Genomic DNA, 11,885 nt, shown 5'->3' with positions numbered 1-11,885 from the left:
TCCATGACTCAAGCCATCGCCGAACCCGGCATTCGCATCACCCTCGGCGAGCTGATCGAGATGCGCCATCGCGTGCGCGAGGTGCAGCTGTTCTCCACCCCCAGCCAGCGCAGCCCGCTGATCGGCTTGCATCACTCCAAGCTGCGCGGACGCGGTGTGGACTTCGATCAGGTGCGGGTCTATCAGGCCGGCGACGACGTGCGCACCATCGACTGGCGGGTCACCGCCCGTACCCAGGAACCCCACACCAAGCTGTTCCACGAGGAGCGCGAGCGGCCGATCTTCATCATGGTCGAGCAAAGCCGCCAGCTGTTCTTCGGCTCCGGGCTGATGTTCAAGTCGGTGCTCGCCGCCCAGGCCGCGAGCCTGATCGGCTGGGCCGCCCTGGGTCATAACGACCGGGTCGGCGGCCTGGTCTACGGCGACGACGAGCACTACGAGATCAAACCGCGACGCAGCAAGCAGAGCCTGTTGCAACTGCTCAACCGCCTGGTGCGGGTCAACCAGTCGCTGCACAGCGAAGCCCAGCCCCAGCGCGATGCCCTGGGCACCGCGCTGCTGCGCGGCCGTGAAGTGCTGCGCCCCGGCAGCCTGGTGATCGTGATCTGCGACGAGCGCGCCCTGAGCGACGCCGCCGAGCAGCAACTGAGCCTGCTGTCACGGCATTGCGACCTGCTGCTGATGCCCCTGTCCGATCCCCTGGATCATGCCCTGCCCGCCGCCGGCCTGTTGCGTTTTGCCGAGCGCGGCGCGCAGTTGGAACTGGACACCCTGAACTACGAACTGCGCCAGGCCTACCGGGCCCAGAGCGAAGCGCGCATCGCCCGCTGGGAACGCCTGGCGCAAAAACTGCGGGTGCTGCTGATGCCCCTGAGCACCCAGAGCGAAATGGTCGAGCAGTTGCGCGAGTACCTCAATCCGCAGCGTCCGGGAGCCGGCCGATGAGCAGCCTGGAACAACTGCAACCGCTGCTGCTGCCGCCCGATATCAGTCTGTGGCCGCCAGCACCAGGCTGGTGGCTGCTGGCGCTGCTACTGCCGGTGCTCGGCTTCGCGGCCTGGCGTTGGCGTCATCTGTGGCCACGCAAAGCCGCGCGCGCGCGCAGCGAACAGCCCCTGGACCCGGTGCGCCTGGCCGCCCTGGCGGAACTGGCGCTGTTGCCCAAGCCCTATGACGGCGCCCCGGCCGGCGCTTGGCTGCAGGCCCTCAACGCCCTGCTCAAGCGCCTGTGCCGCAACCACTATCCCTACAGCCAGAGCCACACCCTCAATGGCCGCAAGTGGCTGGCGTTTCTCGACAACCGCTGCCCGGCCGCCGGCCTGACCCGCTGGATGGTGCTGGTGGAAGGCGCCTACAAACCCGAGTGCAAGCTCGACGACAAAGCCATCGCCGGCCTGACCCAGGCGGTGGACACCTGGATTCGCAAGCATGTTTGAGTTCGCCTGGCCGTGGATCTTCGCCCTGCTGCCGCTGCCCTGGCTGCTGCGCCTGGTGCTGCCGGTGGCCGACAGCGGCGAGCCGGCGCTGAAGGTGAGCTTCCTCAGTGACCTGGAAGGCCTGTCCAAGCGCCGGGCCCGGGCCCACCTGCCGGCCTGGCGCCAGCAGGCCCGCTTCATCCTGCTCTGGGTCCTGTTGCTGTTGGCCGCGGCACGCCCGCAATGGCTGGGGGAACCGCTGCCGGTGGCCGCCAGCGGCCGCGATCTGTTGGTGGCGGTGGACGTCTCCGGTTCCATGGACTTTCCCGACATGCAATGGCAGGACGAAGACGTCAGCCGCTTGAGCCTGGTCAAGCACCTGCTGGGAGACTTTCTCGAACACCGCGAAGGCGACCGGGTCGGCCTGATCCTGTTCGGCAGCAAGGCCTACCTGCAAGCGCCCCTGACCTTCGACCGGCGCACGGTGCGGATCTGGCTGGATGAAGCGAAGATCGGCATCGCCGGCAAGAACACCGCCATTGGCGACGCCATCGGCCTGGCCCTCAAACGCCTGCGCCAGCGCCCGGCGCAGAGCCGGGTGCTGATTTTGGTCACCGACGGCGCCAATAACGGCGGCGAAATCCCGCCCATTACCGCTGCACGCCTGGCCGCCGAGGAAGGGGTGAAAATCTATCCCATCGGCATCGGGGCCGACCCGGACCAGGGCGCGACCCTGGGCCTGCTGGGGCTCAACCCGAGCCTGGACCTGGACGAGCCGGCCCTCAAGGAACTGGCCGAAGTCACCGGCGGGCGCTACTTCCGTGCCCGTGACGGTCAGGAGCTGCAAGCCATCAAGGACACCCTCGACCAACTGGAGCCGGTGGCCCAGCAACCGACCCAGGCCCGCCCGGCCCAGGCCCTGTACCACTGGCCGCTGGCCACGGCGCTGCTGCTCAGCGTGCTGCTGGTGCTGCGCGAGCGCTGGCCGCACAACCCGCTGCAGCGCTTCTTCACCGAGTCGAACTTCCTGCTGCCTGCCCATGACTGGCGCCAGCGGCTCAAGCGCCTGCGCTTGCGGAGGCGTCGATGATCAGTCTCTGGCCCCACTGGTTCCGGCCCGGATGGTTGCTGGTGCTGCCACTGCTGGCGCTGCTGCTGTGGAAGCTCTGGCACCGGCAGAAGCGTGCCGGACGCTGGCAGATGATCCTGCCACCGGCCTTTCACGCCGCCCTGCTCAGCGGCGGCAACGGCCGCGAAAGCAAACTGCCCTGGGTGGCCCTGGGCCTGGCCTGGCTGCTGGCGGTACTGGCACTGCTGGGCCCGAGCTGGCAGCGGGTGGAGCAAACCAGCCAGAAACCCGCCGACCCGCTGGTGGTGCTGCTGGAGCTGACCCCGCAAATGCTGGCCAACGATGTGCCGCCCAATCGCCTGGAACAGGCCCGGCACAAACTGCTGGACCTGTTGCAACTGCGCAGCGACGCCCAGACCGCGATCGTGGTCTACGCCGGCAGCGCCCACACCCTGGTGCCGCTGTCCGATGATCTGGCCACCAGCCGCAACCTGCTGGACGCCCTCAAGCCATCGATCATGCCCCAGGCCGGGCAGCGCGCCGACCTGGCCCTGCTCAAGGCCCTCAAGCTGCTGGACCAGGGCGCCCTGGGCCAGGGCCGGGTGTTGCTGATGGCCTCCTCCCTCAGCGAACAGGAACGCCAGGGCATCCGCCAGGCGCTTGACGGTGAAACACCGCAATTGCTGATGCTCGGCCTCGGCAGCCGCGACGGTGCCCCGGTGACCCTGGAAGACGGCAGCTACCTCAAGGACGACCTGGGGGCGATCCTGGTATCGCGCCTGAACAGCCCGGACCTCAAGCAGTTCATTGGCGAGGTGGGCGGCCGCTACCGTCAGGCGCGCCTGGACGACAGCGACCTCAAGGGCCTGGGTCTGACGGGCGGGCCGCAAGGCGTGCGCAGCGACGGCCAGACCCTGCGCCTGGACACCTGGGCCGACCAGGGCTATTGGCTGCTGCTGCCCCTGTTGCTGCTGGCGGCCTGCGCCGGACGCCGGGGCTGGCTGTTCTGCCTGCCGCTGCTGCTACTGGCCGCGCCGCAACCCAGCTACGCCTTCGACTTCAACGACCTGTGGCTGCGCCCCGACCAGCAAGGCCAGCGCCTGCTGCAACAGCAGCGCCCGGCCGAGGCTGCACGACACTTCCAGGACCCGCAATGGCAAGGCGTGGCCTTGTACGAGGCCGGCAACTACAATGCCGCCGCCGAGCGTTTTGCCGAAGGCAACGACGCCCGCGCCCACTACAATCGCGGCAATGCCCTGGCGCGCAGTGGTGAGCTGGAAGCCGCCATCGACGCCTACGAACAGGCCCTGGAACGCCAGCCCGAGCTGCAGCCGGCGCTACACAACAAGGCCCTGGTGGAAAGCCTGTTGCAACAGCAGCAAGCCACCCCGCCAACACCGCCGCCGCAGCCGGAAAACCCCGACAGCGACGACAGCAGCAACCCCGGACCCAGCGCGACGGCCACCCCGCCGAGCACCGCCAGCGCCCCGCCGGACAACCCCGGACAGCCTGCGGCCAACGAGGGCCAGGCCACAGCGCCCGACCCGCAGCGCAACGGCTACAGTGAAGTGCCCGGCAGTGAGCTGGACGACCAGCACACCACCACGCCCCTGCGTCCGGCCCAGGACAGCCTGGACGCCGAACACCAGCAGGCACTGGAGCAATGGCTGCGCAAGATCCCGGACGACCCGGGAGAACTGCTGAGGCGTAAATTCTGGTACGAACAGCAACAACATCAGGATCAGGGAAAACTTCGATGACCCGCTGCACCGCCCTTCTGCTCGCCCTCGCGCTCTGGACCTCGGCGTCCCAGGCTGCCGGGCTGCTCGCCAGCCTGGACCGCAACCAGGTGAACTCCGGCGAGACTGTCGAGCTGACCCTGGAGTCCACCGACGTCACCCAGTTCGGCAAGCCCGACCTGACGTCCCTGGACAGCCAGTTCGAAGTGCGCGGTACGCGCCAGGTCAACCAGCTCAACAGCCTCGGCGACAGCCACGCCAGCACCCGCTGGATCGTCACCTTGCTGCCGCGCCACACCGGCACCCTGGAGATCGCCCCGCTGCAACTGGGCAACCTGCAGAGCCAGGCCCTGACCCTGCAAGTCAACGCCAGCCCGGTGCAGGATCAGGACAGCCGCCTGGAACCGGTGTTCATCCACGCCGAACTCGATCAGCCCAAGGTCTATGTCCAGGCCCAGGCCCTGCTGACCCTGCACATCTACCATTCGGTGCCGCTGTTCGACGACAGCAGCCTGAGCCCGTTGCAACTGAGCGATGCCCGGATCGAGCAACTGGGAGAGCCGCGCACCTACGAAAAACTCATCAATGGCGTGCGCCATGGGGTGATCGAGATGCGCTACGCCGTCTATCCCCAGCGCAGCGGCGAACTGCAGATCCCGGCGCTGACCTTCACCGCCACCCCGGCCAACCCGGGCACAGGCACAGAAGAGCCCACGTCCCAGGCACCCAAGCCCGGCAAGCTGATCCACGTCAGCTCCGCCGAACTGAGCCTGCAGGTGCTGGCCAAGCCTGCCGCCTACCCCGCCGATGCCCCTTGGCTGCCCGCCCGCAGCCTGACCCTGAGTGAAAGTTGGAGCCCGGAGCCCGATCACCCGCAGGTCGGCGACTCCCTGACTCGCAGCCTGACCCTGAGCGCCGAGGGCTTGTCCAGCGCCCAACTGCCACCGCTGCCCCAGGCCGAGATCAATGGCCTGCGCAGCTACCCGGATCAGCCGCAACTGAGCAACCAGCACATCGAGCACGGCCTGCTGGGGACTCGCGAAGAGCGCCAGGCCCTGGTGCCGACCCGCACCGGCGACCTCGAACTGCCGGCCCTGGAGATCACTTGGTGGAACACCCTGGAAGATCGCCTGGAACAGACCAGCCTGCCGGCGCGGACCCTGCAAGTGGCGAACAACCCGAGCCTGGTGGTGGACACCCCAGCCGGCACGCCCCAGGCCAGTGTCGATAACAGCGACCTGTGGCTGTGGCAGCTGAGCACCCTGCTGCTGGCCTGCACCACCCTGCTGGGCTTTGGCCTGTGGTGGCGCGCGCGATCGCAACCGGCGGTGCTGCGGGCGGCCCAGACTGGCCCCAGCCCACGCTCGCTGCTGGACGACCTCAAGCGCGCCTGCCAGGCCAACGACCCACAGACCACCCGCCAGGCCCTGGATGCCTGGGCCCGCCAGCAACCGGAAACCCTGGCCGACATGGCCGCGCGTTTCATCCCCCTGTCCGATGCCCTGGACGGCCTCAACGGCGCCCTCTACAGCGAGACCGGCCAATATTGGCAAGGTGAGGAACTCTGGCGAGCGATCCGCGCCATCCCCATCAACGAGCGAGTGCAGGACCCGGTGGCGGACACCACCAGCCTGCCGCCGCTGTACCCCAAGTAACAGCAGCCGTGCAGCCCCCTGCCGCCTAGGAGCCGGCTTGCCGGCGAAGAGGCCCGTAAGTCATGCCGCGCCTGGGCGGGCCCATTCGCTGGCAAGCCAGCTCCTACAGCCACCTCCCTGGAGCCAAGCCGCTGGGCCAATCGCGCCTGCATTTGCCGCAGCGTCGGGCATAAACACGCGTTTGCCAGTAAACTCTCGACCCTTTCGCCGCGGTCATCTTCTGTGCGGCCAGCCTTTTTCATGCGGAGTTTGCCTTGCGTCTGTTTCACACCTCCGACTGGCACCTGGGCCAGAACCTCCACGGCCAGGAGCGCGACTTCGAACATGCCTGCTTTCTGGAGTGGCTGTTGCGCCAGCTCAAGCACGAGCAACCGGACGTGCTGCTGATCGCCGGCGATATCTTCGATACCGTCAACCCGCCGGTCAAAGCCCAGGAACGCCTCTACGACTTCATCGTCAGCGCCCACGAGCAGCAGCCGGCCCTGACCATCGTGATGATCGCCGGCAACCACGATTCCGGTTCGCGTATCGAACTGCCCGCCCCCTTGATGCGCCGCCTGCGCACCCACGCCCTGGGCCGGGTGCTGTGGCTGGACGACGGCCAGCTGGACGCCGAGCGCCTGCTGCTGCCCCTGCCCGACGCCAGCGGCGCGATTGTCGGCTGGTGCCTGGCCCTGCCCTTCCTGCGTCCGGCGGAAGTCACCGGCCCGCAGCTGGGAGACGACTACCTCAAGGGCATCGCCCAGGTCCATGAATGGCTGATCGCCGCGGCCAATGCCAAGCGCCAGCCGGGCCAGGCCCTGATCGCCGTGAGCCACGCGCACATGGCCGGCGGCTCGGTGTCCGAAGACTCCGAGCGCAGCCTGATCATCGGCAATGCCGAGGCCCTGCCCGCCAGCCTGTTCGGCGCGGACGTCAGCTACGTGGCCCTGGGGCACCTGCACAAGCCGCAGAAGGTCAATGGCGAGGAGCGCATCCGCTACAGCGGCTCGCCGATTCCCCTGTCGTTTTCCGAAATCGACTACCCGCACCAGATCCTCGATGTGCGCCTGGACGGCCAGACCCTGGTCAGCGTCGAACCGCGGCTGATTCCCCGGGCGGTCAACCTGCAACGCCTGGGCCCGGCGCCCCTGGGGCAGATCCTGACCCAGCTCGGCGAGCTGCCGGACATCGACCTGTTGGCCGAAGAACAGCGCCAGCCCTGGCTGGAAGTGCGGGTGCGCCTGGACGAACCGCAACCGGATCTGCGCCAGCAAGTGGAAAGCGCCCTGCAAGGCAAGGCCGTGCGTCTGGTACGGATTGCCGCCGAATACGCCGGCAATGGCGGCCACGACGCTGAAGACAATGGCGCCGAGCTGATCGAACTGGATCAACTGAGCCCCGAAGAACTGTTCCGCCGGGCCTGGCGCGACGCCTACGCCAACGAGGTGGACGACGCCACCCTCAAGGATTTCGCCCTGCTGTTGCAGGACGTTCAGCAAGAAGGTGAACAGCCATGAAGATCCTGGCCATCCGCCTGAAGAACCTGGCCTCCCTGGCCGGCCCGTTCGAGATCGACTTCACCGCCGAGCCCCTGGCCAGCGCTGGGCTGTTCGCCATTACCGGGCCCACCGGCGCCGGCAAGAGCACTCTGCTGGACGCCCTGTGCCTGGCGCTGTTCGGCGCGGTGCCGCGGCTGAACAAGATCGCCAAGGAAAACAAGGTTCCCGAGGTCGACAGCGATATCTCCACCGGCGACCCACGCACCCTGCTGCGCCGTGGCACCGGCAGCGGGTTCGCCGAAGTGGACTTTGTCGGCATCGACCGGCGCCGCTACCGCGCCCGCTGGGAAGCCAACCGCGCCCGCGACAAGGCCAACGGCAAGCTGCAAGCCAGCCGGCAGAGCCTCACCGACCTGGACAGCAATCAATTGCTGGCCAGTAGCAAGCGCGACTACGAACAGCTGATCGAATCCAAGCTGGGCCTCAACTTCGAGCAATTCACCCGCGCCGTGATGCTGGCCCAGAGCGAGTTCAGCGCCTTTCTCAAGGCCGACGACAAGGAACGCAGCGAGCTGCTGGAAAAGCTCACCAACACCGCGATCTACAGCCAGCTGGGGCGCCGGGCCTACAGCAAGAGCAAGGAAGCCGACGAGGCCCACAAGGCGCTCCAGGCCCAGGCCAGCGGCATCGTCCCCCTGGACCCCGAGGCCCGGGCCGAACTGGACCAGCAGTTCAACGACGCCCAGCAACAGCTCAAGACCCAGCAGGCCCAGCTCAAGCAACTGGAAGCCCAGCACAGCTGGCTCAAGGAATTGCGCCAATGGCAGGAGGCGCAGCAGGACGCCACCGAGCAGTTGCAACAGGCCGAGCAGGAGGCTCAGACCCTGGCTCCGGAGCGCCTGCGCCTGCAACGGCTGGAGCAACTGGCGCCGCAGCGTCACCAGTTCCTGCGCCAGATCGAGCTGCGCCAAGCGCTGGAGCCCCTGCGCCAACAGATCGAGCAGCAGGCCGCGCAACAGGTTGAGCTGCAACAACGTCACCAACAGCTGCAACAGCAAGTGCTCGACGCCGACAGCGCCCTGACCCAGGCCCAGAGCCAGCACAGCGACAGCGTCCCGCTGCTGCGCGAAGCCTTTGCCGAACAGGGCAACCTGAGCCGTCTTGGCCAGAGCCTGAGCGACGCCGGCGAAACCCGTGACCGCGCGCAAAGCGTCAGCGCCCAAGGCCAGCAAAGCATTGCCGAACTGCTGGAGAAGCAGCGTCTGGTGGGTGAGCGCCTGGAGCGGATTGCCGGGCAGCTGGCGCACAGCGCCGCCCTCGCCCCCTTGAGCGAAGCCTGGACGCTCTACCGCGAACGCTTGCAGCAACTGATGCTGATCGGCAACCGCCTGAATCAGGGCCAAAGCGAACTGCCGGCCCTGGAACAGCGGGCCGGCAGCGCGGCTCAGCAACTGGCCGAACAACGTACCCACCTTGAATTGCTCTACAGCGAAGCCGGTGCCGAACCCCAAGCCGTGGCCGAGCAGATCCAATTGCTGGACGGCCTGCTCAAGGACAACCGCAAGCAACAACGGGCCACCGAAGAGCTGGCACGGCTCTGGGCCCAGCAACAGGAACTGGACCTGCGCGGCCGCGCCCTGCAAGACAAGCAACAAGCCGTGGCCGCCCAGCGTGAAGCACTGAACCAGGCCGGCCTGCAAGCCAAGGCCGAACTGAGCGTCGCCGAGCAGACCCTGAGCGTCACCCAGGCCTTGCTGGAGCGTCAGCGCCTGGCCCGCAGTGCCAGTGTCGAGGAACTGCGCGAGCAGTTGCAGGACGATCAGCCCTGCCCGGTGTGCGGCAGCGTCGAGCACCCCTATCACCAGCCCGAAGCCCTGCTGCAAAGCCTGGGGCGCCATGACGAAAGCGAAGAAGCCAACGCCCGTCAGGCGGTGGACAGGCTCAAGGAACAGCTCAACGAACTGCGGGCCCAGGTCCAGGGCTTGATCGCCCAGCAGAAGGAATTCCTCCAGCAACAGGAACAACTGGCCAGCCAGCAACAGGCGCTGGCCCCCAGCCTGCAAGCCCACCCGCAGAGTGCCAGCCTGCTGGACCAGGACCCGGCTCGACGCGATGCCTGGCTACGCCAGCAACTGGAACAGTTGCAACAGAGCATCACCCAGGATGAGAGCCGCCTGGATGCCTTGCTGACCTTGCAAAAGGACGCCACGCGGCTCCAGCAGCAGTTGCAGCAAGCACAAGACGCCAGCCAGCAGGCAGCCCAGCAACTGCACAAGCAGCAGGAGCAATTGGCCGCCGACCAGCAGCGTCTGGAGGAAGAACTGGCCAGCTTCAACAACCTGCTGCCGGCCGAGGTGCTCGAAGGCCTGCGCCGTGATCCGGCCAGTACCTTCATGCAACTGGACCAGCAGGTCCTGCAGCGCATCGAACAACTGCGCGAGCGCCAGGACGAAACCGAAGAACAACAGCAGCGCCAACTGCTGCTGGACAAGGAACAGGACCGCCAACTGACCCGCCAGCAGCAACTGAGCGACGCTCAGCAGCAGCTCGACGCCCTGAGCCAACAGCAGCAGGCCTGCCAGGACCGGCTGGCCGCCCTGCTGGGGTCGCACCCTAGCGCCGAACTCTGGCAGCAACAGCTTGATCAAGCCGTGGAACAGGCCCGCACCGCCCAGGCCAAGGCACAGCACGAGCAGCACGAGCTGCAGCAGCAACTGATCCAACTGAGCGCCGAACTCAAGGCCCGGCAAGAGCGTCTGCAAGCCCTGGACAGCGAACAGCGGCAACTGGCCGGCAGCATCGAGCAATGGCGCGCCCAGCACCCGGAACTGGATGACGCCGGCCTGCAACAGTTGCTGGAACTGGATGAGGACCAGATCCAGCAACTGCGCCAGCGCCTGCAGGCCAACGACAAGGCCATCGAACAAGCCAAGGTCCTGCTCCAGGAACGTCAGCAGCGCCTGCAACAGCACCAGGCCCAGCACAACGGCAACCTGGAGGCCGGGCAACTGCTCCAGGCCCTTGAACAGCTGCAGCAACAAGCCCTCGCCAGCGAGCAGCACGTAGCGGAACTGCGCGCCCGACAAAGCGAGGACCAGCGCCGCCAGGAAGCCAACCAGGCCCTGAGCCAGCGCATCAACGAGGCCTACAACCAATGGCAGCGCTGGGCCCGCCTGAATGCCCTGATCGGCTCGGCCACCGGCGACACCTTCCGCAAGATCGCCCAGGCCTACAACCTCGACCTGCTGGTGCACCACGCCAACGCCCAGTTGCGCCAACTGGTGCGGCGCTACCGCCTCAAGCGCGGCGGCAGCATGCTCGGCCTGCTGGTGCTGGACACCGAGATGGGCGACGAGCTGCGCTCGGTGCACTCGCTGTCCGGTGGCGAGACCTTCCTGGTGTCCCTGGCCCTGGCCCTGGGGCTGGCCTCCATGGCGTCCAGCACCCTGAAGATCGAGTCGCTGTTTATCGACGAAGGCTTCGGCAGCCTCGACCCCGAGTCCCTGCAACTGGCCATGGACGCCCTCGACGGCCTGCAGGCCCAGGGACGCAAAGTGGCGGTGATTTCCCACGTGCAAGAAATGCACGAACGGATTCCGGTGCAGATCAAGGTCAGCCGCCAGGGCAACGGCCTGAGCACCCTGGAGGTGAAATGAGCAGCATGGACACGCCAGAGGCGACCCTCTACTCGTTCCGCCGCTGCCCCTATGCCATGCGTGCACGCCTGGCGCTGCGCTATGCCCGGGTGCCGGTGCGGATCGTCGAGGTCAGCCTCAAGGCCAAGCCACCCGAGATGCTCGCGCTGTCGGCCAAGGGCACGGTGCCGGTGCTGGATCTGCAGGGGCGGGTGATCGATGAGAGCCTGGAGATCATGCACTGGGCGCTAGAGCAGCATGATCCGGACAACTGGCGGCTCATCGGCGCCCCCGAGGCCCAGACGCAGATGGCGGCCTTGATTGCCGAGAATGATCAGGTGTTTAAGGTGCACCTCAATCGCTACAAGTACGCCGAACGCTACCCCGAAGCGCCCATGGAGCACTACCGGGCCCAGGGCGAGGTGTTTCTGGCGCAGTTGGATCGCCTGCTGCAGGAGCGACGCTATCTGCTGGCGGCGCATCCGAGCTTGGCGGACATGGCCCTGCTGCCGTTTGTTCGCCAGTTTGCTCATGTGGACCGGGAGTGGTTTGCGCAGACGCCTTATCGTGCGTTGCAGGAGTGGTTGCGGGGGTTTCTTGAATCGGAGTTGTTTGTGGGGGTCATGGCCAAGACTTTGGCGTGAGTTTTTGTTGTGGGGTTGGGTACATATCCGGGGCTGCGGGTGTGGCCTCTGGTGGTTTCGCTTTTACAGCGGGGTTGGGTACATATCCGTTCCTGCGGGTGTGGCCTCTGGTGGTTTCGCTTTTACAGCGGGGTTGGGTACATATCCGTTCCGGCGGGTGCGGCCGCTGGCGGTTCCGCTCTTACAGCCATCCCTTTCAAGGTCTTGAGTAAAATCCGCTAAAACTCATTCAGGAAGATCCGAACGA

The 11,885-nt window shown here is 66.9% G+C and carries 8 protein-coding genes; all 8 read left to right on the top strand.

The window, feature by feature from the left end; translation table 11 throughout:
* Nucleotides 1-3: 3 nt before the first annotated feature.
* The 8 genes from PQT43_RS30965 to PQT43_RS30930 all read left to right on the top strand — a co-directional run bounded on the left by PQT43_RS30965 (nucleotide 4) and on the right by PQT43_RS30930 (nucleotide 11,638).
* Nucleotides 4-945, top strand: a complete 942-nt coding sequence (locus tag PQT43_RS30965; RefSeq protein WP_102863320.1) for a DUF58 domain-containing protein — start codon at nucleotides 4-6, stop codon at nucleotides 943-945.
* Nucleotides 942-1,436, top strand: coding sequence for a DUF4381 domain-containing protein (locus tag PQT43_RS30960; protein WP_102879099.1), 495 nt, complete (start codon nucleotides 942-944; stop codon nucleotides 1,434-1,436). Before PQT43_RS30965 ends, PQT43_RS30960 begins: the two co-directional genes overlap by 4 nt.
* Entirely contained in the window at nucleotides 1,429-2,505 is a 1,077-nt protein-coding gene (locus PQT43_RS30955) for a vWA domain-containing protein (protein WP_102879098.1), read from the top strand. Before PQT43_RS30960 ends, PQT43_RS30955 begins: the two co-directional genes overlap by 8 nt.
* Complete coding sequence (locus PQT43_RS30950; RefSeq protein WP_272755564.1) at nucleotides 2,502-4,244, top strand: VWA domain-containing protein; 1,743 nt, start codon at nucleotides 2,502-2,504, stop codon at nucleotides 4,242-4,244. The genes PQT43_RS30955 and PQT43_RS30950 overlap by 4 nt, the downstream gene beginning before the upstream one ends.
* Nucleotides 4,241-5,878: a BatD family protein gene (locus tag PQT43_RS30945; protein ID WP_272755562.1), complete on the top strand. Its 1,638-nt coding sequence runs from the start codon at nucleotides 4,241-4,243 to the stop codon at nucleotides 5,876-5,878. Before PQT43_RS30950 ends, PQT43_RS30945 begins: the two co-directional genes overlap by 4 nt.
* Nucleotides 5,879-6,132: 254 nt before the next feature.
* The gene (locus tag PQT43_RS30940; protein WP_123390483.1) at nucleotides 6,133-7,377 is read left to right on the top strand and encodes an exonuclease SbcCD subunit D C-terminal domain-containing protein; all 1,245 of its coding nucleotides are present in this window, start codon (nucleotides 6,133-6,135) and stop codon (nucleotides 7,375-7,377) included.
* The gene (locus PQT43_RS30935; RefSeq protein WP_267268343.1) at nucleotides 7,374-11,015 is read left to right on the top strand and encodes an AAA family ATPase; all 3,642 of its coding nucleotides are present in this window, start codon (nucleotides 7,374-7,376) and stop codon (nucleotides 11,013-11,015) included. The genes PQT43_RS30940 and PQT43_RS30935 overlap by 4 nt, the downstream gene beginning before the upstream one ends.
* The gene (locus tag PQT43_RS30930; protein ID WP_267268344.1) at nucleotides 11,012-11,638 is read left to right on the top strand and encodes a glutathione S-transferase; all 627 of its coding nucleotides are present in this window, start codon (nucleotides 11,012-11,014) and stop codon (nucleotides 11,636-11,638) included. The genes PQT43_RS30935 and PQT43_RS30930 overlap by 4 nt, the downstream gene beginning before the upstream one ends.
* Nucleotides 11,639-11,885 lie beyond the last annotated feature (247 nt).

The organism is Pseudomonas sp. BLCC-B112 (assembly GCF_028550695.1).
GTDB lineage: Bacteria > Pseudomonadota > Gammaproteobacteria > Pseudomonadales > Pseudomonadaceae > Aquipseudomonas > Aquipseudomonas danubii.
The sequence above is the reverse complement of the archived record's forward strand: the minus strand, read 5'-3'. Positions and strand labels throughout refer to the sequence as shown.